The organism is Paraburkholderia sp. (assembly GCF_035501035.1).
Lineage (GTDB): Bacteria > Pseudomonadota > Gammaproteobacteria > Burkholderiales > Burkholderiaceae > Paraburkholderia.
On sequence record NZ_DATJWR010000142.1, the window covers coordinates 41,621 to 63,602 of the forward strand.

At 67.7% G+C, this 21,982-nt stretch carries 20 protein-coding genes; 12 read left to right on the forward strand and 8 right to left on the reverse strand.

Translation table 11 applies throughout. The annotated features are described in order from the left end of the window. Positions 1-6 precede the first annotated feature (6 nt). Together VMJ11_RS09915 and VMJ11_RS09920 are read left to right on the forward strand one after the other, a co-directional pair. On the forward strand, positions 7-867 hold the full coding sequence (locus VMJ11_RS09915; RefSeq protein WP_325619239.1) for a class I SAM-dependent methyltransferase: 861 nt from the start codon (positions 7-9) through the stop codon (positions 865-867). Between the two features lie 76 nt (positions 868-943). Further along, complete coding sequence (locus VMJ11_RS09920) at positions 944-2,137, forward strand: tyrosine-type recombinase/integrase (protein ID WP_325619240.1); 1,194 nt, start codon at positions 944-946, stop codon at positions 2,135-2,137. Positions 2,138-2,481: 344 nt separating this feature from the next. Here VMJ11_RS09920 and VMJ11_RS09925 read toward each other — a convergent pair whose 3' ends face one another. The 4 genes from VMJ11_RS09925 to VMJ11_RS09940 form a co-directional block, all read right to left on the reverse strand. Beyond that, positions 2,482-3,222 (reverse strand): 3-ketoacyl-ACP reductase, encoded by a 741-nt coding sequence (locus tag VMJ11_RS09925; protein ID WP_325619241.1) that lies wholly within the window; start codon positions 3,220-3,222, stop codon positions 2,482-2,484. A gap of 410 nt (positions 3,223-3,632) precedes the next feature. Then, positions 3,633-3,884 carry a hypothetical protein gene (locus tag VMJ11_RS09930; RefSeq protein ID WP_325619242.1) on the reverse strand — a complete coding sequence of 84 codons (252 nt, stop codon included), beginning with the start codon at positions 3,882-3,884 and terminating at the stop codon, positions 3,633-3,635. An 84-nt stretch (positions 3,885-3,968) separates the two neighbouring features. Continuing rightward, positions 3,969-5,921: an AI-2E family transporter gene (locus VMJ11_RS09935; RefSeq protein WP_325619243.1), complete on the reverse strand. Its 1,953-nt coding sequence runs from the start codon at positions 5,919-5,921 to the stop codon at positions 3,969-3,971. Between the two features lie 254 nt (positions 5,922-6,175). Continuing rightward, positions 6,176-6,793 carry an ABC transporter substrate-binding protein gene (locus tag VMJ11_RS09940; protein WP_325619259.1) on the reverse strand — a complete coding sequence of 206 codons (618 nt, stop codon included), beginning with the start codon at positions 6,791-6,793 and terminating at the stop codon, positions 6,176-6,178. A gap of 420 nt (positions 6,794-7,213) precedes the next feature. On the opposite strand from VMJ11_RS09940, the gene VMJ11_RS09945 reads away from it, so the two are divergent. The 9 genes from VMJ11_RS09945 (at position 7,214) to VMJ11_RS09985 (ending at position 15,667) form a co-directional block, all read left to right on the forward strand. Beyond that, entirely contained in the window at positions 7,214-8,080 is an 867-nt protein-coding gene (locus VMJ11_RS09945; protein WP_325619244.1) for an STAS domain-containing protein, read from the forward strand. A 29-nt stretch (positions 8,081-8,109) separates the two neighbouring features. Next, positions 8,110-8,469 carry an STAS domain-containing protein gene (locus tag VMJ11_RS09950; RefSeq protein ID WP_325619245.1) on the forward strand — a complete coding sequence of 120 codons (360 nt, stop codon included), beginning with the start codon at positions 8,110-8,112 and terminating at the stop codon, positions 8,467-8,469. Between the two features lie 26 nt (positions 8,470-8,495). Next, positions 8,496-8,921, forward strand: a complete 426-nt coding sequence (locus VMJ11_RS09955; protein ID WP_325619260.1) for an ATP-binding protein — start codon at positions 8,496-8,498, stop codon at positions 8,919-8,921. Then, the gene (locus VMJ11_RS09960; protein WP_325619246.1) at positions 8,906-10,048 is read left to right on the forward strand and encodes an ATP-binding protein; all 1,143 of its coding nucleotides are present in this window, start codon (positions 8,906-8,908) and stop codon (positions 10,046-10,048) included. Before VMJ11_RS09955 ends, VMJ11_RS09960 begins: the two co-directional genes overlap by 16 nt. Beyond that, entirely contained in the window at positions 10,017-11,423 is a 1,407-nt protein-coding gene (locus tag VMJ11_RS09965) for an ATP-binding protein (RefSeq protein WP_325619247.1), read from the forward strand. The genes VMJ11_RS09960 and VMJ11_RS09965 overlap by 32 nt, the downstream gene beginning before the upstream one ends. Further along, complete coding sequence (locus VMJ11_RS09970) at positions 11,420-12,943, forward strand: response regulator (RefSeq protein WP_325619248.1); 1,524 nt, start codon at positions 11,420-11,422, stop codon at positions 12,941-12,943. The genes VMJ11_RS09965 and VMJ11_RS09970 overlap by 4 nt, the downstream gene beginning before the upstream one ends. A gap of 236 nt (positions 12,944-13,179) precedes the next feature. After that, complete coding sequence (locus tag VMJ11_RS09975; protein ID WP_325619249.1) at positions 13,180-13,557, forward strand: DUF2306 domain-containing protein; 378 nt, start codon at positions 13,180-13,182, stop codon at positions 13,555-13,557. Continuing rightward, positions 13,554-14,690, forward strand: coding sequence for a sensor histidine kinase (locus VMJ11_RS09980; protein ID WP_325619250.1), 1,137 nt, complete (start codon positions 13,554-13,556; stop codon positions 14,688-14,690). The genes VMJ11_RS09975 and VMJ11_RS09980 overlap by 4 nt, the downstream gene beginning before the upstream one ends. Positions 14,691-14,791: 101 nt before the next feature. Next, on the forward strand, positions 14,792-15,667 hold the full coding sequence (locus tag VMJ11_RS09985; protein WP_325619251.1) for a LytTR family DNA-binding domain-containing protein: 876 nt from the start codon (positions 14,792-14,794) through the stop codon (positions 15,665-15,667). A gap of 15 nt (positions 15,668-15,682) precedes the next feature. Here VMJ11_RS09985 and VMJ11_RS09990 read toward each other — a convergent pair whose 3' ends face one another. From VMJ11_RS09990 to VMJ11_RS10005, 4 genes are read right to left on the reverse strand one after another with little or no spacing between them, the layout of a single operon-like run. Next, positions 15,683-16,432: an ABC transporter ATP-binding protein gene (locus VMJ11_RS09990; RefSeq protein ID WP_325619252.1), complete on the reverse strand. Its 750-nt coding sequence runs from the start codon at positions 16,430-16,432 to the stop codon at positions 15,683-15,685. Between the two features lie 2 nt (positions 16,433-16,434). Then, positions 16,435-18,312, reverse strand: a complete 1,878-nt coding sequence (locus VMJ11_RS09995; protein ID WP_325619253.1) for a branched-chain amino acid ABC transporter ATP-binding protein/permease — start codon at positions 18,310-18,312, stop codon at positions 16,435-16,437. Between the two features lie 3 nt (positions 18,313-18,315). Then, entirely contained in the window at positions 18,316-19,215 is a 900-nt protein-coding gene (locus tag VMJ11_RS10000) for a branched-chain amino acid ABC transporter permease (protein WP_325619254.1), read from the reverse strand. Between the two features lie 16 nt (positions 19,216-19,231). After that, positions 19,232-20,425 carry a branched-chain amino acid ABC transporter substrate-binding protein gene (locus VMJ11_RS10005; protein ID WP_325619255.1) on the reverse strand — a complete coding sequence of 398 codons (1,194 nt, stop codon included), beginning with the start codon at positions 20,423-20,425 and terminating at the stop codon, positions 19,232-19,234. A 278-nt stretch (positions 20,426-20,703) separates the two neighbouring features. Here VMJ11_RS10005 and VMJ11_RS10010 point away from each other — a divergent pair, with 278 nt between their 5' ends. After that, positions 20,704-21,948, forward strand: a complete 1,245-nt coding sequence (locus tag VMJ11_RS10010) for a D-amino acid dehydrogenase (protein ID WP_325619256.1) — start codon at positions 20,704-20,706, stop codon at positions 21,946-21,948. Positions 21,949-21,982 lie beyond the last annotated feature (34 nt).

Sequence of the window (21,982 nt, forward strand, 5' to 3'; positions counted from 1 at the left end):
GCAGCCATGCAGGACAGCCAACCCGCCGCACCCGACAGCACCGCCATTCGTGTTGCGCTATGGCGCGCGCTGCACGTCGAGGTCGACGACTCACCGCACGTGCTCGAAGACGAGACCGGCATGCGGATCGCCGCGCCCGGCGCCCACTGGCGCGAGCGGCCCGACATGCACCCCGAAGGCACACGCGGCTATCGCGCGTCCATCGTGGGGCGGGCGCGCTTTGTCGAAGACCTCATGGTCGAGCAGGCGGCGAAAGGCCTGGCGCAGCAATATGCGATTCTCGGTGCGGGTCTCGACACGTTCGCGCAGCGCCGCGCCGAGATCGCCTCGCGGCTGCACGTGTACGAGGTGGACAAGCCGGGGCCGCAGGCGTGGAAGCGTCGGCGCCTCGCCGAGCCTGGCTTTCGGGAGCCGGATTGGCTGCGCTTCGTGCCTGTCGATTTCGAAGCCGGCGAAGCGTGGTGGGAGCGGCTCGCCGTTGCCGGGTTCGATGCCGCGCGCCCTGCGGTGATCGCATCGACGGGCGTCTCCATGTATCTCACTCGCGAAGCGAATCGCGCGACGCTGCAGCAGATCGCGCGTCTCGCGCCGGGCTCGACGCTAGCCATGACCTTCCTGCTGCCGCTCGAACTCATCGACGAGCCCGAGCGCTCACAGCACGCCGCCGTGTACGAGCGGGCGCGCGCCGCAGGCACGCCGTTCGTGAGCTTCTTCGCACCCGACGAGATGACTGCGCTCGCTCGCGCAGCGGGGCTTCGCGAGGCACGCCATGTTTCGACTGCGGATCTCACCGCGCATTATTTCGCACAACGTAGTGATGGCTTGCGGCCAGCGAGCGGCGAGTCGATTCTGGTGGCCACTGTATAGGTACGGTGTACGCGGGCGGCCCCATCCGCGTTATAGTCCCTTTCACTTTCCCAGCCACGGCTTTCCCCGCTTCACCATGCAAACCGCCCTGCTCGCCCCGCGCCCCATCGAGACGCTCGAACTTCCCGCCGACCTCGACGGCCACGACGGCGTGAACCGCGCAGCGGGGCGCATGCAGATCGCCGCCGCCAACGACCTGGACGCCGTGCGCGCGTGGCTCGCGCGCGTCGCCGATTCGAAGTCGACGTTCGAGAACTATCGCAAGGAAGCCGAGCGCCTCATGCTCTGGGCGATCGTGCAATCGGGCAAGCCGCTCTCGTCACTCACGCACGAAGACCTGCTCGCCTACCAGCACTTCCTCGCCGATCCCCAGCCCGCCGCGCGCTGGGTGGCGGGCGGCGGGCGCAAGCACGCGCGCAACGACCCGCGCTGGCGTCCGTTCTACGGGCCGCTCTCGCCAACCAGCCAGCGCCAGGCCATGGTGATCCTCAACGCGCTGTTCTCGTGGCTCGTGAGCGCGGGCTATCTCGCGGGCAATCCCCTTTCGCTCTCGCGCCAGCGCGCACGCCGCGCCCAGCCGCGCATCACGCGCTACCTGGAGCGCGAACTCTGGGACGAAGTGAAGGCCTATGTCGAAAGCCTCCCGCGCGCAAGCGAGCGCGAGCGCGCACACCACGGCCGCTCGCGCTGGCTCCTCACGCTGCTCTACCTGGGCGGCCTGCGCATTTCGGAAGTGGGCACGAATACGATGGGCGACTTCTTCAAGCGCCGCGATTCGGCCGGCAAGGAGCGCTGGTGGCTCGACGTGCTGGGCAAGGGAGACCGGCGGCGCCTCGTGCCCGCCACGGCCGAGCTGATGCAGGAGCTCGTGTGCTACCGGCGCGAGCGCGGCTTGCCCGCGTTGCCCACGGAGCGCGAGACCACGCCGCTCGTTCTGCCCATCGGCCAGTCGACGAAGCCGCTCACGCGCGCGGCGCTCCACGCGATCGTGAAGGGCATTTTCGCGGGCGCAGCCGAACGGTTGCGCCAACAACGCAGCGAAACCGGCTCGCCTCACGAGAACGAGGCGCGTGCGGCGCAACTCGAACGCGCCTCGGCACACTGGCTGCGCCACAGCGCGGGCTCCCACATGGCCGACGGCGATCTCGACCTGCGCCTCGTGCGCGACAACCTCGGCCATGCATCGCTGACCACCACAAGCCTCTACCTGCACAGCGACGACGACCGCCGGCACCGCGAAACCGAGGAGCGTCACCGCATCGACTGGTGACGCGCGACTGGTGACGCGCACGACGTCGCACACACAGCCAACCCGCGAAAGCCGGGGTTTTTCCGCATTCACCTGCGCGTGTGCGAGGCCGTTAAATCACTCATGGAGCATGGCAGCGGGTTCAACGACTTGCGGGCCCTTCTGCCCGGCCCCATACCCTGTCCCTGACTGTGGGGGACCACGCAGAGTCGAACTTGAGCGCCGGGAGTCCGCTTCCGGCGCATTTTTCTTTCGACGCTCGGAAAATGAACCAGCGCCTCGAAAAAACGAAGCGGGAGCCGGCATGACACCGCTCCCGCGCGAAAACTTCGTTGTGCTGGCAAATGCCCGGGGGCCCCAGGCGCTCAGCTCATGTGCAGGCCACCATTGAGCGAGAAGTCGGCGCCCGTCGAGAAGCCGGATTCATCGCACGCGAGCCACGCCACGATCGAGGCGATCTCCTGCGGCTCGCCGAGGCGGCGCACCGGAATACTGTCGATGATCTTCGAGAGCACTTCGGGTTTCACCGCCTTCACCATGTCCGTGCCGATATAGCCCGGCGAAACAGTGTTGACCGTCACGCCCTTGGTCGCCACTTCCTGCGCGAGTGCCATCGTGAAGCCGTGAATGCCGGCCTTGGCCGTCGAGTAGTTCGTCTGACCGAACTGGCCCTTCTGCCCGTTGACCGAAGAAATGTTGATCACGCGCCCGAAGCCGCGCTCGATCATGCCGTCGATCACCTGCTTGGTGACGTTGAAGAGGCTCGTGAGGTTGGTATCGATCACGGCGGTCCAGTCTTCGTGCGTCATCTTGCGGAACACGACGTCGCGCGTGATGCCCGCGTTGTTGACCAGCACGTCGATTTCGCCGACGTCCTTCTTCACCTTTTCGAACGCCGCGACCGTGGAATCCCAGTCGGCCACGTTCCCTTCGGACGCGACGAAGTCGTAGCCGAGGGCCTTCTGTTCGTCGATCCAGCGCGTTTTACGCTGCGAATTCGGACCGCAGCCCGCGACCACCGTGAAGCCGTCTTTATGCAGACGCTGGCAGATGGCGGTACCGATGCCACCCATGCCGCCGGTCACGTAGGCAATACGCTTTGCCATAGATCCTCCTTTTGCTTAGGGGGTAGGTGAGATGAAGCAGACTCTGGAGGACGGAGTCAGTTTGACGACCACAAAGAGGCGGTGCGATGGGGATAAACCCGTAGAGGGGAACACCCGTTGGCCAGTTGAAAGGCGAGCCGCCGCACAAAGCTATCGGTTCTCATGCTCGATGGCACTGCATGGCGCGCCCGCAAATAGCCATACCCAGCCACGCTCACTCATTCGCACTGCATAAGAAAAGTCGTATCATCGGGCTCATCGATACCGCCAGTGGAAGTTGGAGCGTAGCAGTGTCCGTTAAGGGACACAAGACGCCGGCGCCTGCCATGTGCGGTTAATCGCACAATTACCTGGCATCACTCAATACATGCCCGAACAGGCAATGCGCCGCGCATGGCGCATCAATGCGATCAAAGGCTCGCCGCGAAACGCTCGCTGCAGAACGCCTCGTGCAAGCCCGTCACGCCATCGAGCCGCCCCACTGCTTCGAGCAGCGAACGGCCGGCCGTCGTGAGCGAGAGCTGGCGATGACCTTCCGTCCACGTGTCGAGCGCGACCAGTTGGCGCTCGAGCAGCGTGTCCAGTTCGTGGCGGTTCATGTCGATCTGGTCCGGCGAATGGCGGACCAGCATCAATGTGGCGAATTCATGCGGGCTCAGCAACGTTGTCTCCCAGTAACTCGAATGCCGCAACCAGGGGCACAGGGTCGCTTATGTTCGGGGTTCAATGTGACACCCGCATGACTGTCACAATTTCGCCCCGGCGCTGTATGGATCCCGTGCGTCCTCGGTGACTGCCTTTTTCGGCTCCTGCGGCGTGTGCGCCGGCCGCAGCGCCGCGCCGCACTCCTCGACGAGATCGCGCAGCGTGGTGGGGAACAGCGTGCCCGGGTCGTCGGCAATGCCGGCGCCTTCGTCGCGCTGCGCCGCGCCGACGCCCACCACGATGGTCGCCTCGGGCGCGCGCTCGCGCACGCGCCGCACGAGATTGCGCAGATACGGCGGCGACTCGGGCGCATCGAGCGTCACCACGCAGATGGCCGGCGAGCGCTCGGCATCTACGAGGGCCGCGCGCGTGGCGCGCACTTCGTCGTAGGTCGTGGCCGTGCAGGGGATATTGCGCCGCAGGAGCAACTGCCCGATGATCGCCACCACCACTTCGTCGAACGCGCCGCGCCCCGGCACGCAGAGCACCTCGCCCCCATCCGGCGAGAGCGTGAACTCGCCGCCCCTCGCGCCCTCGCCTTCGCCTGTCTTGCGTGCGCTGTCGTCTTCGGGCGCCGCGTGGCGCGAATCGTCTACGGATTCGAGGTCCTCGACGATATCGAGCAACGCCTGGTTGATGCGCGCGACCTGCTCGGCCGGCAACACGCCGCGCAGCGCGTCGTTGCGCGCGAATCGCAGACCCTCGAACACCACCTGCTCGTAGTAGTCGATGAGCGGCATGCCCGCCAGCAGCCGGTCGGCCTGCAGCAGCGCTTCGTGCGGATCGTCGGCGAGCAGGCGCTGGTAGCAGGTTTGCGCGGGCGTGAGCGCGGGCTGGTCGCCGAGCAGGATCGTGAGGAAGTTCAGGCGGTCCACGTAGCGGCCGAGCGTGACGATGCACAACGTGAGCGGCGTGGAAAGCACGAGCCCCACCGGTCCCCATAGCCAGCTCCAGAAGATCGCCGCCACCACCACGGCAAGCGGCGAGAGGCCCGAGCGCCGTCCGTAGAGCATCGGCTCCGCGAATTGCCCGGCCACCACGTCCACGACGATGAAGAAGATCAGCGTCCAGACGGCCATGGTCCACTGCGGCTGCGTCGCGGCGGCGACCATCGTGGCCATGATCGCGGCGATCCAGATGCCGATGTAAGGCACGAAGCGCATGAGCGCCGCCACCGCGCCGAACAGCAGCGCCCCCGGCACGCCGATGCCCGCGAGCCCGACCGCGATGATCCCGCCCACCGAGACGTTCACGCCGAGTTGCGCCACGAAGTAGCGCGAGAGCCGCTGCGAGGCGTCGTTGATGGCGGTGGTGGTGCGGTGCAGGTCGTCGGAGCCGAACACGCTGATAAGCCTGTCGCGCAGATCCTCGCGCTGGAACAGGATGAAGATCGTCACCACGAGCACGATGAAGCTCGTTTCGAGCGGCGCAACCACCGGAGCGAGCGCTCTTTGCGCGAGCTGCAACGGCGTGGGCACGGGCGTGTGGACCTCCACGGGCATGGGCTGCTGCGGCTGGTTGCGCGCCGCGCGCCCGCGCGGCTGCGGCGGTGCGGGCGGCGGCGTGGGGGTGACACGCTGCAGCGTGGCGGCGGCGCGCGACATCAGCGAGTCGGCGCGGCCCACGGTCTTTTGCTGCACCGTTTGCACTTTCTGTTCGATCTCTTCCTGGTACTGCGGCAGGGAGGCGGAAAGCTGGTAGACCTGCGCGGCGATCAGCGCACCCACGCCGGCCAGTGCGAGCACGGCGGCGAGCACCGCGACGAGAATGGCGAAGAACTGCGGCACGTGAAAGCGCCGCAGCATGGTCACGAGCGGCGCAAGCAGAAAGCTCAGCAGCACCGAGAGCGTGATGGGAATCAGCACCTCGCGCCCGAAGTACAGGCCACACACCACGACCACGCCGGTAATGACCGAGGCGAGGCTATGCAGGGTGGGCGGACTCGGCGGAAACACCCGGTTGCGTCGGCCCTGCGGCGGCAGCGGGAAATTCATGTCGGATCGAACTGGAAAGAAATGAAATGGACTGAAAGGCTCGCGACAGCTCGGGCAAGCGTGCAGCCATGGGTACGCGCACGCGGCGCGCCTGGAAATGGTACTGCGCCCGCGCGTCAGGCGCGGGGCATGATGAGTCGAATTTTCGCAGGCAACGCGCTAATCGGGTTCCGAACGGCGCCTTCGGATCGGTCCTGCTCGATAGTCGCAGCCGGGGGCGCGGGTGCGGGCGCGGGCGCGGAGCAAGCCGCGTATCACTGCGCCTTACCCGTGACGAGTTCCTGATTACGCGAGGTGAGGAACTGGATGAGCCCGTCCACGCCGCCTTGCTGGATCTTCTCGTTGAATTGCTGGCGGTAGGTCTGGATCAGCCACGCGCCGAGCACGTTCAGGTCGTAGAGCCGCCAGCCCTGCGGGGTCTTGTAGAGGCGATAGTCGATCTCGACGGGGTTGGTGTTCGTCTGCGCGAGCGTGCGCACCACGACGTCGGTGTCGCCGGGGGAACTGCGCACGGGCGGGTAGTTGATCTGCTGATCGGGCTTCAGTTGCGCAATCGCGCCCGAATAGAGATGGATCAGCAGCAACTGGAACTGCTGCTGGATCTGGTCCTGCTGCTCGGGCGTGGCCGTGCGCCAGTGCGGCCCCATGGCGAGCCGCGTGGTGCGGTGGAAATCGACATACGGAAGAATGTCGCGATCGACGATGTCGCGAATGCGCGCGATGTCGTCGGGTGCGATCGACTTCGTACGCACTTCGTCGAGCACCTGCTGCGTGGCGGTCTTGATGAGCGCCTGCGGGTCCGACTGGTCGACCTGGGCGAACGCCGCCGTGGCGGGCAGCAACGCCAGGCACCACGCGAGCAGCGCGGTCATGCGGAATAGCCTGGTCATGGATTTCTCTGAGGAATGGCAAAAGGGCGCAATGCGGTGACTCGCGGCACGAACCGAGCGCGGCGAATCGCACGGGTGGCGCCGGTGCGCCGAGCGCATCGCACGCCAGCGCTCAGTCTACCGGGTCGCGCCTGCGAAGGTCGGCTCGCTGCGCGAGCGCTTCGACCCCATGCACGAACGTGCGGTAAAAACTACAACGGCGCCACGGAAAATCGGAAAGCCATGCAATTCAAGGCGCCCGGTGCTCGTTGCAAGAACAACCAGACGGGCAACGCACATCGCCGGCCGCCACGCGCACCCGCCCGTCGTGTGCGCCCACGTAATAGCTTCAATGGATGCGATGGTGTAACGTTCAGCAGTTCGTCTCAAAAGAAGAGGCGCGACCCTTGCTAAGGAGATCGCATGAACACACCGGAACAAGCCCGCCTGGCGGACGTACTCGGCCAGCATCGCGACACACTTCTTGCCGAATGGCTGCGCCTGCATCTGCCGGTCGCGCTACGCCGAGGCCTCGCGATGGAGGGGGAAATCCGCGAGCAATTCTCCGCATTCCTCAATATCTTTCTCGACACGCTGCCCGAGGCCAACACCTTCGATTGGAGCCACCCCGAGTGGGAACCGGTGCGCGACTTTCTCGCGGAAATGTCGGCCCATCGCGCGCGTCAGGGCTACACGCCGATCGAAACGGCCACCTTCGTGTTCTCGCTCAAAGAGCCGCTCTACGCTCGCCTGCGCGAAGCGTTTTCGCACAGCCCCGCCGAATTCGCCGAGGTGAGCTGGAAGGTGAGCCTGCTGCTCGACGGGTTCGGCCTTTACACCACCGAGGTCTTCCAGAAAAGCCGCGACGCGATCATCGCGCGCCAGCAGGAAGAGCTGCTCGAGCTTTCCACGCCGGTCGTGCAGCTGTGGGAAGGCGTACTCGCGCTGCCGCTCATCGGCACGCTCGACTCCGCACGCACCCAGGTCGTGATGGAGAGCTTGCTGCAAAAGATCGTCGACACGGGCGCGGGGCTCGCCGTCATCGACATCACGGGCGTGCCCACCGTCGACACGCTCGTCGCCCAGCATCTGCTCAAGACCGTGGCCGCCGCGCGGTTGATGGGCGCGGACTGCATCATCAGCGGCATTCGTCCGCAGATCGCGCAGACCATCGTGCATCTGGGCGTCGATCTCACCAACGTCACCACCAAGTCCACGCTCGCCGATGCCTTCGTGATCGCGCTGCAGCGCCTCGGCGCGACCATCACCATGCCGAAGGCCGCGGCCTGACGAATCTCGATGCACGGGGAACGCTCACGATGGAACGCATTCCGATTCTGCGCCTCGGCGACTACCTGATCGTCACGATCCAGGTGGACATGCACGACCGTCTCGCGATCACGCTGCAGGACGACCTCACCGAGCGCATCGTGAAAGAGTCGGCCAAGGGCGTGCTGATCGACATCTCCGCGCTCGACGTGGTCGATTCGTTCATCGGCCGCATGATCAGCAACACGGCCGCCATGGCGATGGTGCTCGACGCGCAAACCGTGGTGGTGGGCATGCAGCCGTCGGTCGCGATCACGCTGGTCGAGCTCGGTCTCACGCTATCCGGCGTGCGCACCGCCCTGAACATCGAAAAAGGCATGGCGCTGCTCAAGCAGCGCCAGCCACGTTAGCGCTAGCACGTCTCTTGCATTCAATGATGAATAGCAACGACACGACAGGGCGGCTCGCAGCGCAATCGAGCCTGCGCTCGGACGAGGAAATCGTCCGGTTGCGGCAGATCGTGCGCGACGCGGCGATCGCGCAGGGCTTCTCGCTCATCGAACAGACCAAGTTCGTGACGGCGGCGAGCGAGCTCGCGCGCAATACGCTGCAGCACGGCGGCGGCGGCGATGCGCGGCTGGAAGTGCTCACGAGGGGCGGGCGCGTGGGCCTGCGGCTCACGTTCGTCGATCAGGGGCCGGGTATTGCCGACATCGAGCGCGCGCTGCAGGACGGCTTCACGAGCGGCAACGGCCTGGGGCTCGGCCTTGGCGGTTCGCGCCGCCTGTGCGACGAGTTCACGATCGAGTCGACGCAGGGCAACGGGACGACGGTCACCATCACGATATGGAAAGTACGCTAGACGGCGCGGCTGGCTCGGCAGGCGGCGCACACCGTTCCTTCGAGATCGGCGACGCGAGCAGCGTCGCCTTTGCGCGCCGCGGCGCGGCCGTGGCCGCGCGCATGGCCGCGCTAGATGAAATCGGCAGTGGCCGGCTCGCAATCGTGCTGACCGAGGCGGCCACCAACATCCTCAAGCATGCCGGCAACGGCGAGCTGCTCGTGCGCCCGCTCGACGGCGCAGTCGAACTGATCGCGCTCGACCGCGGCCCCGGCATGGCCGACGTGGGCGCTGCGCTCGCCGACGGCCATTCCACCGCCGGCACGCCCGGCACCGGGCTTGGCGCGATCGGGCGCCTCTCGAACCAGTTCGCCATTTACTCGCAGCCGGGTGTGGGCACGGTGCTGCGCGCGCTCGTGCACAAGAACCGCGGCGGTGCGCAGCGCATGGCGCTCGGCGGCCCCGAAATCGGCGCGGTGTGCGTGCCCTATCCAGGCGAAGAAGTTTGCGGCGACGGCTGGCAGGCGCAGCCCGACCCGAGCGGCTTCACGCTAGCCGTGGCCGACGGCCTCGGCCACGGCGACCAAGCCCACGTGGCCGCCATGGCCGCGCTCGAGGTGCTGCGGCGCCGCCCCGGCCTCGCGCCCGCCGCACTCATGGAACTCGCGCACGCGGCGCTGCGCCCCACGCGGGGCGCAGCGCTCGCGCTCGTGCGCCTCGATCTCGCGCGTGGCGCGCTCGGGTTCTGCGGCACGGGCAACATCTCGGCCGTCGCCTACGGCATGGGCCGCCCGACCGAAAGCACGCCGCGCCGCTTAACGAGCGCGAGCTCGCCCTCCGCCCCGACACGCGCGAGCTACCAGCTCGTCTCGCGCAACGGCATCGTCGGTCACACGATGCGCGGCACCCAGGAATTCGAACTGGCATGGGGCGAGAACGCAATGCTGATCCTGCACTCGGACGGCATCGGCACGCGCTGGGACCTCGACACGTGGCCCGGCCTCGCCAACCAGCCCGCCGTCGTAATCGCGGCCGTCCTCTACCGCGACTTTGCGCGCCGGCGCGACGACGCCACCGTCGTCGTCGTGCGCGCACGCCCGGGAGTACAGTTGAACCATGAACACCTCACTGTTGCGCATCCGGCTTGAAACCGCCCAGGACGTCGTCGTCGCACGCCGCCGCGCGCGCGAGCTCGCGGCTGGGCTCGGCTTCTCGGCGCTCGACCAGACGCGCGTGGCGAGCGCCGTCTCCGAGATCGCCCGCAACGCGTTCGACTACGCGGGCGGCGGCGAGGTGACGTTCGCGCTGCAAGACGAGCGCTCGTGCCAGGCGCTCGCCGTCGAAGTGAGCGATCGCGGGCCCGGCGTGCGCGAGCTCGAAGCCGTGCTCGACGGCACCTACCGCTCGCCCGGCGGCATGGGCCTCGGCATCGTGGGCAGCCGCCGCCTGATGGACCGCTTCGAGATCCGCACGGGGGCGGGCGCCGGCACGACCGTTACGATGGCACGCCTGTTGCCGCAAGAGCGCGGCGAAGTGCGCGGCGCGGAGCTCGAACGCATCGTGCGTGAACTCTACGTACACGATCCGCAGCGCGAGTCGCTCGACGAAGTGCAGCAGCAGAACCGCGAACTCGTCTCGACGCTCGACGAACTGCGCGAGCGCCAGGAGGAACTCACGCGCCTCGCCGAGGAGCTGGAGGCGACGAACCGCGGCGTGGTGGCGCTCTATGCCGAGCTCGACGAGCGCGCCGAGGAACTGCGCCGCGCCGACCTGATGAAAACGCGCTTTCTCTCGAACATGAGCCACGAATTGCGCACGCCGCTCAGCTCGATCCGCGCGCTCGCCACGTTGCTGCTCAACCGGCTCGACGGCGACCTGAGCGAGGAGCAGGAGCGCCAGGTCCGGCTGATTCTTTCGTCTGCGGAAAACCTGGGCGAGACCGTAAACGACCTGCTCGACCTCGCGAAGATCGAAGCGGGCAAGACCGAAGTCGTGCCCGCCTGGTTCGATCCCGCCGACCTCTTCGCCGCGCTGCGCACGATGCTCACGCCGCTGCTCGACAGGCCTCACGTCTCGCTCGAATTCGCCTCCACGGCGAGCCTGCCGCGCCTTTACACCGACGAACCCAAGCTCACGCAGATCCTGCGCAATTTCGTCTCGAACGCGCTCAAGTACACCGAGTCAGGCCATATCCGCGTGGGCGCGCAGTGCGACGGGGGCGACGGTCCTGCGGAGAGCGGGTGCATCACCTTCTTCGTCGCCGATACGGGCATCGGAATTGCGCACGAGCACCACCAGATCATCTTCGAGGAGTTCGGCCAGGTGCAGAACCGCCTGCAGCAGCGCGTGAAGGGCACCGGCCTCGGCCTGCCGCTGTGCCGCAAGCTTGCCGCGCTGCTGGGCGGTGAGGTGGGCGTGGAAAGCGAGCCGGGCGTGGGCTCGACCTTTCGCGTGAGCGTGCCGGTACGCTTTGCGGCCCTGGAAGAGAGCGAGCCCGAGACCTCGGGGGACGCGACGCCATGAACGCGCACGCCACCGTGATTCTCAATGTTGACGACAACGAAGGCGCGCGCTACGTGAAGTCGCGCGTGCTGCGCCACGCCGGCTTCGCCGTGATCGAGGCCGCCACGGGCCAGGCCGCGCTCGAGGCCGTGCGCGACCACTTGCCCGCGCTCGTGCTGCTCGACGTGAAGCTGCCCGACATCAGCGGCATCGAAGTGTGCCGCCTCATCAAGGCCGACCCGCAGACGAATTCGACGCTCGTGCTGCAAACCTCGGCCGCGGCGGTGCAGACGCGCGACAAGGTGCTCGCACTCGACGGCGGCGCGGACAGCTACCTCACCGAACCCGTCGAGCCCGCCGAGCTGGTGGCGAACGTGCGCGCGCTGCTGCGCCTTTACGCCGCCGAAAAGGCGCTGCGCGACGCGGACCTGCGCAAGGACCACTTTCTCGCGACGCTCGCGCACGAGCTGCGCAATCCGCTCGCGCCCATACGCAACGCCATCGAGCTGCTCGATCCGCGCCACGGGGCGAACGACGCCATGCGCGCCGACGCGCGCCTCATCGCGAGCCGCCAGGTCGAGCACCTCGGGCGCCTCGTCGACGACCTGCTCGACGTCTCGCGCATCTCGCACGGCAAGATCACGCTGCAGATGGGCACGCTCGACCTGCGCGCGATCGTCGAGATGGCCGTCGAGACGAGCCAGCCCTTCCTCGAAGCGAAATCGCAGCAGCTCACGGTCGAGATCGAATGCGAGCCGTGCCACGTGACCGGCGACGCCATACGCGTGGCGCAGATCATCAGCAACCTGCTCTCGAACGCTGCGAAGTACACGGCCGAGGGCGGCAAGATCGCGCTGCGGCTCGAATCGGACGCCTTCGCGGTGTCGATCCATGTGCGCGACAACGGCATCGGCATCGCGCCCGACGAGCTGCCCTACGTGTTCGACCTCTTCATGCAGTCGCGCGATGCCGTCAAGCGCGCCGACGGCGGGCTTGGCATCGGCCTCGCGCTCGTGCGCGAGCTTGCGGAGCTGCACGGCGGCTCGGCGAGCGCGCAGTCCGATGGCCTGGGCCTTGGCTCGGAGTTCGTCGTGCGCCTGCCGATCGCGCGAACGCCTCACTGCGAGTCGCCCTGCGCGCAGGCAGACGATGCGGGCGCGCAGACCGCGCCACCGCGCCGCCGCGTGCTGATCGCCGACGACAATGTCGACTCCGCGGCGTCGCTGCTCATGCTGCTCCAACTCGAAGGCCACGACGTGCGCGTGGCCCACGACGGCCTGGCCGCGCTCGCGCTCGCGCAAACCTTCCTCCCGCACGTGGCGATTCTCGACATCGGGCTGCCCGGCATGGACGGCCACGCGGTGGCCAAGGCACTGCGCTCCGCACCCGCCACCGCGCGCGTGCAACTGATCGCGCTCACGGGCTACGGCCAGGCGCGCGACCGCGAGGCCGCGAGCGAAGCGGGTTTCGACCGGCACCTCGTCAAGCCGGCGTCGCTCGAAGATATCCTGCGGGAAATCGAGAGCGCGCCGCCGAACTGAGCCTCGCCCAGCCGCTTTTGCAGACCTGGGTGGACGCTCTCACACCGCCCCCTCGCCCCTCGCTGCTCCCGCGCGCTTGACACTCCCCACGCCGCCCTCGCCCATACCCATTCGCACCGCCACAGCCGCCATTCGCGCCCGCAATCGCGCGCTTCGTCGCACACGCCTCGCGCGCTGCCCCGCCGCTCTCCACACTGCAGCCATCGAGTCCGCTCGTCCTGCCCCGGAGGGCCAGCATGCCTGCCATCATTGCGGTGCACGTCGCCGCCGCGACGCTTTCTGTCATACTCGGAACCGCCGTCATGCTGGCCGAAAAAGGCAGCACGCGGCACAAATGGCTCGGCCGCCTGTGGGCGCTGACGATGTGCGCCGCCGCGCTCAGCTCGTTCGACATCCGGGAGCTGCATCCGGGGCCCTTCTCCTGGGTGCACGGGCTTTCGCTGCTGACGTTCGTGAGCGTCGGGCGCGCCGTCTGGGCGATTCGCCACGGCGACGTTCGCGGCCACAGCCTCGCCATGCGCGGGTCGTTCTTCGGGCTCGTCATGGCCGGCCTCGCCGCCGTGGCGACGCCGCACCGGCTGATCAACCTCATCGTCACACGCTGGATCGCATGATTCCTGGCAGCCACGTCGAGTTTCCGAACGCCTCCGCACGCCCGTCCGCGCCCGCGGCCAATATCCTGCTGACCGGGTTCGCGCGCGAGGGCGTGATCGTCGTCATCGGCAACGCGCTCATTGCCCTGGCGCTCGCCGCGCTCGGCATTGGCGGGACCTTCTTCGACAACCTCGTCTTCAGCCAGGCGATCGGGCTCTCCATCATGCTGGTGCTCGACGTCGCCCGCTTTCATCTGCAGCGCCGCAACGCGCTCACGGCGCCGCGCCTCGCCGTGGCGATGGTGCTGTCCATCGTCCTCGGCGCGACGCTCGGGCGCGGCATTGCGGGCGCCGTGCTCGGGCTCGGTCTGAGCAAGGCCTTCGCGTTGAAGGATCTCGCCTTGACCGGCTGGATCGCGCTCTCCGCCACGCTGCTTCTCACCTGGTATGGCTGGTCGCGCACGCGCATCGCGGAGCTGAGCGAGCAGGTCGCGCGCACAGCATGGCAGAAGGAAGCCGCCGAGCGCACCGCGCTCAGCGCCCGCCTGCAGGCGCTGCAGGCGCAGATCGAGCCGCACTTTCTCTTCAACACGCTGGCGACGCTCGACAGCCTGATCGCGTCCGATCCGCCACGTGCGCGCGAGCTGCTCACGAGCCTCAACCGCTTTCTGCGCGCCACGCTAGAGGCCTCGCGCGCGCAAAGCGAAACGCTCGCGCAACAGTTCACTGTGCTCGATTCGATGCTCGCCGTGCATGCGATGCGACTCGGCCCGCGCCTCGCCTACGCGCTCGACCTGCCGCGCGATTGCGCGAACCTCGACGTGCCGCCCATGCTGCTGCAGCCGCTCGTCGAGAACGCGCTCAAGCATGGCATCCAGGGCGCGGTGGCGGGCGGGCGGATCGAAGTCGGCGCGCGGCGCGAGGGCCGGCATGTCGAGCTGACCGTCGCCGATACGGGCATAGGCTTCGGTGCGACGCCCGCCACGCAGGGCGCGGGCGTGGGCCTCGCCAATGTGCGCGAGCGGCTCGCGGCGCTCTATGGCGAGCGTGCGTCGCTCACGCTGATCGAGAACGTGCCGCACGGTCTCGTCGCGCGCGTGCGGCTGCCGCTCGACGATACGGTTGGCGCCACCGCAAAGCAGGCCGCGCCGTGAGACGCCGCCCGCCCGTCGATGCGGCCCGGTAGGGCGATGGCGTGCCTGTTGTGCCTGTTGTGCCTGTTGTGCCCGTTACTCCCATTACTCCCGTTAGGCCCATGACGCCCCTTACGCCCGACATGCCCACCGCGCTGATCGCCGAAGACGAGCCGCTGATCGCGGCCGCGCTCGAACGCGAACTGGCGGCCGCGTGGCCCGGCCTGCGGATCGTGGCGAGCGTGGGCAACGGCCACGACGCCATCGAGCGCATCGCCGCGCTCGAGCCCGACATCGCTTTCCTCGACATCTCCATGCCGGGTGCGACCGGTCTCGACGTTGCGCGCGCGTGCGCGAAGCTCGCCACGCCGCCGCAGATCGTGTTCGTGACCGCCTACGACGCCTACGCGCTCGAAGCCTTCGACGCGGCGGCCATCGACTATCTGCTCAAGCCCGTCGAGGCCGCGCGGCTCGCCCGCACGGTCGAGCGCCTACGCGCGCGGCTCGAACGAACTCCCGGGAGTGGCGCGAGCAGCGCACCCGGCGCTACAACGGCCCCGCAAATGCAGGCGGATCTGCAACGCGTGCTGCGCGAGCTGGAGGCGATCACGCGGGACGTTCGCGAGGTGCGCGCCGGTGCGCGAGAAGGCGCCGATGCGAGCGCGCGCGAGACGCCGCTGCGCTATCTGCGCGCCTCCAGCGGCAACGACATCCGCATGGTGCCGGTGGAAGACGTGCTGTACTTCGAAGCCGCCGACAAATACGTGGTGGTCACGACGCGCGGCGGCGAATTGCTGATACGCACGAGCCTGCGCGAGTTGTGCGCGCAGCTCGACCCGGCGCGTTTCTGGCAGGTGCATCGCAGCACCGTGGTCAACGTGGATCAGGTGGAAAGCGCAACGGTCAGCGCACTTGGCAAGATGACGCTGCGCCTGCGCGGCGATGCCGGTACGCTCGCGGTGAGCCGGCAGTATGCGCATCTGTTCCGGCAGATGTAAGGCGATTCGACGCGCCTACCCCGTCTGCATTGCGCTGCCGCCAAGATACGTGGCGCGCACGCGGCTATCGCCGGCCAGCTCACGCGCCGACCCCGAGAGCGCCACGCGTCCGCCCTCCAGCACATAGGCGCGCTGCGCGATGCGCAGCGCCTGCCGCGCGTTCTGCTCGACGAGCAGTACCGCCGTGCCCGCGCTGCTGATGCGCGCGATCACTTCGAAAATCGCGCGCACGAGCTTGGGCGCAAGACCCATGGAAGGCTCGTCCAGCAGCACGAGCTTCGGCTTGAGCATGAGCGCACGCGCGATGGCGAGCATCTGCTGCTCGCCGCCGCTCAGCGTGCCGGCGAGTTGATCCCGGCGCTCGTGCAGCCGCGCAAATGTTTCGTAAGCCTGAGCAATACCCTGATCGAGCGCAGCCGCGTCGCGCCGCAACAGATAGCCGCCCAGGCGCAGATTCTCCTCCACCGTGAGGCCGCCGAAAATGCGCCGCCCCTCGGGCACGTGCCCGATGCCGAGCGCGACGATGCGATGCGACGGCAGCCCGACGATAGGCTGCCCCTCGAACGCGACGCTTCCCCCGCGCGGCCGCAGCAGCCCGGAGAGCGTGCGCAGCGTGGTGGTCTTGCCCGCGCCGTTGGCCCCGAGCAGCGCGACGATCTCGCCTCGCGCCACGTCGAGCGAGACGCCGTGCAGCGCCTCGATGTTGCCGTAGTTCACGCGCAGGTCGCGAACTTCGAGGAGCTTCTTCGTCGCATTCGGCTCCATGCCTAGCTCCATAGCGACTTCTCCCCGTCCGTGGCGTCGGGACCGTCGTCCTCTTCGGCGGTGCCGAGGTACGCGTCGATGACCACGGGGTCGTTCTGGATTTGCGCAGGCGCGCCCTCGGCGATGATCTCGCCGTGATCCATCACGATGATGCGATCCGACACGCCCATCACGAGCGCCATGTCGTGCTCGATCAGCAGCACCGTCACGCCCAGATCGCGAATGCGCCGGATCTGCGCCATCAACGCGTGCTTTTCGGTTGGATTCATGCCGGCGGCGGGCTCGTCGAGCAGCAGGAGACGCGGCTGGCTCGCCAGCGCACGGGCAATTTCGAGCCGGCGCTGATCGCCATACGGCAGGTCGGACGCGTATTCGCTCGCGCGCGCGCCGATCCCCACGAGATCGAGCCAGCGCTGGCCGAGCGCCGCGTGTTCGGCGGCCTCGCTGCGCGCGGCACGCGTGCCCACCAGCTCTGCCACGAACGGCGTATGCAGGCGGTGATCCATGCCGATCAGCACGTTCTCGAACGCGCTCATGTGGTTGAAGAGCCGGATGCCCTGAAACGTGCGCGCGATGCCGCGATGCACATTGCGGTGCGGCGCGCCCGCGCCGAGCGGCTCGCCGCGCCAGCGTATCTGCCCGCCGGTGGGCCGGATCACGCCGGTCAGGCAGTTGAACACGGTCGTCTTGCCCGCGCCGTTCGGGCCGATCAGCGCGAGAATCTCGCCGCTGCGCACCTCGAAGCTGATGCCGCCAATGGCGCGCACGCCGCCGAAGCGGCGTTCGAGGTTGCTCACCTGCATGAGGGTTTCGCGCGGGGCGGCGGCGTCGATGGCGCCGCTGTCGGCAATGGCCACGGCGGCCGCGCTTTCCTTGCCCTGTGCTTCCGCCGCCTCCGCCTCATGCGCACGCTTCTCTTCTTCCGGCCGGGGCGCTGCGCGCCGGATGCGCGCGGGCCACAACCCTTGCGGGCGCAACAGCATGAGCGCGACGAGCGCCACGGCGAAGCCGAAAATGCGCCACAGGTTCAAAAAGCGCAGCAATTCAGGCAGCCCCGCGACGATCACCGCGCCGAGTATCACGCCCGGAATGCTGCCGCGCCCACCCATCACGACGATGATGAGGATAGTTACGGACTGCAGATAAGTGAAGGCCGTGGGATCGATCGTGCCGAAGCGTGCGGCGAAGAGGCTGCCAGCAAGACCGCCGATCAGCGCGCCCATCACATAGGCGAGCATCTTCACGCGCAGCGTCGCGACGCCTACGGCCTCGGCGGCGGCCTCGTCCTCGCGGATGCTGGTCCAGGCGCGCCCGAGCCGCGAGCGACCGAGCCGCACCGCGAACAGCAGCACCACGATGAAGAACGCCATGCCGAGCTCGTACACCGCGTGCGGCGAGCTGATCTCGAAGCCGAACAGGCTCGGTGGATCGATGCCGTAGATGCCGTTCGGGCCGCCGGTAATGTCGAGATTGGTGGCGACGATACGCGTGATCTCGCCAAAGCCGAGCGTGACGATCGCGAGGTAGTCGCTGCGCAGGCGCAGCGTGGGATAGCCGATCACCACGCCCGATGCCCCGGCGAACACGATGCTGAATGGCAGCGTCGCCCAGAACGAGAAATGCAGCAGCGTTTCGAGCAGCGCGGTCGTATAGGCGCCGATGGCGAAGAACGCCGCGTAGCCGAGGTCGAGCAGCCCGGCATAGCCCACGACGATGTTCAGCCCGAGGCCCAGGATCGCATAGGTGATGATGGTGAGCCCGACATCCACGACATAGCCGCTCGCGAATGCCGGCAACGCGATCGCCGCCGCCGGCAGCACGATGGCCACGAGCCACGAGGTCTGCGTTCGTCCTGATGCCCGCGAAGCCTGAGCGCGCATGCGTCACATCCTCTCGACCACGCGTTCGCCGAACAAGCCGGTCGGCTTCACCACGAGCACGGCGATCAGCACGCCGAACACGAACACATCGGTCCATTGCGAAGACACGTAGCCCGCGCCGAACGCTTCGAGCAGGCCGATCAGGAAGCCACCCACCATCGCCCCCGGAATATTGCCGATGCCACCCAGCACCGCCGCCGTGAACGCGCGCAGGCCGAGCACGAAGCCCATGAAGAAGTTGATCTGCGTGTAGAAGAGGCCCTCCATCACACCCGCGACGGCGGCGAGCGCCGAGCCGATGAAAAACGTGAGCTGGATGAGCCGCTCGACATCGATGCCCATGAGGCGCGCCGCGTCCTGGTCGATCGCGAGCGCGCGCATGGCCGTGCCGATGAAAGTATGGTGTACGAACAAATACAGCCCGAGCATCAGCGCAAAGCTTGCCGCGACGATGCCGACCTGCGCGAACGTGATGTGCACCTGCAGAACGTCGAAGCCCGTTTGCGTGAGCAGGTGCGGGTAGGTGCGAAAGCCCGCGCCATAGGCGATCAGCACGCCATTCTCCAGCAGCAGCGAAATGCCTAGCGCGGTAATGAGAATGGACAGGCGCGGCGCGCGCAGCAACGGCTGGTAGGCAACGCGCGCGATCGCCACGCCCAGCGCGCCCGTTGCCAGCATCGAAGCCGCGAACGCCACGACCAGTGCGAGCGCGAGCGGCAGACGGGCGGCCGCGAGCGTGCCGAGCGCGGTCCAGCCCACGAACGCGCCCACCATGAAGAGGTCCCCGTGCGCGAAGTTGATGAGCCGGATGATGCCGTAGACCATCGTGTAGCCGAGGGCGACGAGCGCGTAGAACGAGCCGATCGTCAACCCCTCGACGACGAACTGGAGAAAGGTGCTCATGGGCGGCCGGGGGCGCTTACTTCATCATCTCCCACTTGCCGCTCGCGTCCTGGCGTTGATAAGGCTCGAACTCGTCGCCGCGCACGATGATCGTGATGTACACGGCGCGGCTGCGGTCGCCCTTCGGGTCGAAGCCGATCGTGCCGGTCAGGCCCGGGTAGCTGTTGATCTTGTGCAGCGCGGCGGCGATGGCCGCGGGCTTCGTCGATTTCGCGTCGGCGATGGCCTTGGCGGTCACGCCCACGGCGTCGTACTCGTACACCGAGTACGGCCCAGGCCCTTGCCCATAGGTCTTCGTGTACTGGTCGACGTAGTCGTGTGCGCCCGAGAGGAACTGCGCGAGCGGCGAGGTCGTGATGATCATGCCGTCGGCGGCCGGGCCCGCCGTCTTCATCAGCGTCGGGTCATTGGTGGCGTCGCCGCCCATGATGGTCATCTTGAGCCCCAGCTGGCGCGCCTCCTTCACGAGCAGGCCCGCTTCGGAGAAGTAGCCCGTGTAATAGATCACGTCCGGCTTGAGCGAGGCGACCTTGGTGAGCGTGGGCGAATAGTCCATCTGCCCCGGCGTGATCGACTCGGCGTAGACCACGTCCACGCCCATCTTCTTGAGCGCGTCAACGGTGTTCTGCGCGAGGCCCTTCGAATAGGTCGTGTTGTCGTCGATCACCGCAGCGGTTCTCGCACGCAGCGCGTTCTTCATGAAGCTCGCCGCGAAAGGCCCTTGCTGATCGTCACGGCCTATCGTGCGGAACACGGTGTTATAGCCCATCTCGGTCAGCTTGGGATTGGTCGAAGCGTCCAGCACGTAGGGAATGCCCGCGCGGTGGAATGCGCTCAGCTCGGGCAGCGCCGCGCTCGAGCAGTAGCCGCCCGCCACGGCAACCACGCCCGCGTCCACGAGCTTTTGCGCGGCCTGGACCGCCGTTTGCGCGTCGCATGCGTCGTCTTCCGGCACCAGCTCGATCTGCTTGCCGAGCACGCCGCCCGCCGCGTTGATCTTCGCGGCCGCGAGCTTCGCGCCGTTCAGGATATCGGTGCCCGCGGCGGCGCTGCTGCCCGAGAGCGGCACCGGCACCCCGATCTTGATGGTGTCGCTGTGCGCGAGGCCGGGCGCGAGCGCGGCCAGTGCGAGGATCACTGCCCCGAGGGTTGCGTGCAGGGTGCCCCGCAGGCGGGGGGCGTCGGGCGTGCCATTGTTCTGAACATTCATGTGAGCGGCTCCAGACTGTGGACCCGACCGGGCGATGCCGCAACGCAGGCGAGCCCGCGCGGTCAGTTAGCGAAACGAAATAATTCGTCCGGTACGAGGCCCTGCCAGGCCAGCACGCTCATGGCGCGCAGCTTGCATAGGGGACCGGTGCATAACGACCCCTACATGATACGTCTGAGCGACCGTTTGACTGATATAGGGTATGCGCGTATACAAATCGCGTGTGCAAAGAGCGGCGGCGCACTACTTTGTATACACGCCACGCGTGGAGGGCGCGAATGAAAACCATCGTGCTGGGCGGTGGCATTGCTGGCGTCACGAGCGCGTACTATCTCGCGCGCGACGGCCGCGAAGTGACCGTGGTCGAGCGCCGCTCGGGCGTTGCGCTCGAAACCAGTTTCGCCAATGCCGGGCTCGTCGCGCCGGGCCATTCGTACACGTGGGCTTCGCCTCGCGCGCCGGGCATCCTGCTCAAATCCCTGTTCATCGAAGGCCAGGCGCTGCGCCTGCACCTGCGGGCCGACCCGTACATGTGGGCCTGGTGCGCGCGCTTCCTGCGCAACTGCACCGAGGCGCGCTCGCGCGAGAACACCTCACGCAAAGTGCGGCTGTGCCGCTACTCGCAGCATCAGTTGCAAGACGTCACGGCACGCGAGCAACTCGAATACGACCGCATCAGCCGCGGCCTGCTCTATCTCTACCGCGACGCCGCCTCGTTCGAGCGTGGCCGCGCGCATATGTCGATCCTCGTCGAAAACGGCCTGCCGCTCGAAACGCTGGACGCCGCCCAGGTCGCCGCGCACGAGCCGGCGCTCGCCCACGCACGCGAACGCATTGCCGGCGCGATCTACTGCCCGAGCGACGAGAGCGGCGACGCCCACCGCTTCACGCGCGGGCTCAAGGAAGTATGCGAACGTATGGGCGTGCGCTTCGTGTTCGACGCCCCGATCCAGGCGATCGAGGCGACTGGCGAGCGCATCGCCGGCGTGCGCACGACAGCCGGCCTCATCGAAGGCGACGACTACGTGCTCGCGCTCGGCTCGTGGTCGCCCATCCTCGCGAGGCCCCTCGGCTACCAGCTCGCGGTCTACCCTGTGAAGGGTTATTCGGCAACGTTTCCCTGTGGGCCCGAGCATCACCCGCCCGAGATGGGCGGCGTGGACGAGAAGCATCTCGTGGCGTGGGCGCGATTTGGCGCGCGCCTGCGCTTCACGGCCACCGCCGACTTCGCGGGCTACGACACGCGCCACACGCCGGCCGACTTCGTGCCGATGCTGCGGGCAGCACGCGAACTCTTTCCCGAAGGCGCCGACTACACGCAGCCGGCCCACTGGGCGGGGCTGCGCCCGATGACGCCCGAAGGCACGCCGCTGATCGGCCGCACGCGCCACCGCAACCTGTTTCTGAACACGGGGCACGGCCACATGGGCTGGACGATGTCGTGCGGCACCGCAAAACTGCTCGCCGACATCATGGCCAACCGCGAGCCCGAACTCGACATGACGGGATTGACACTGAGATGACTACGACCGCGCCCCAACAGAATCCACCGGACAC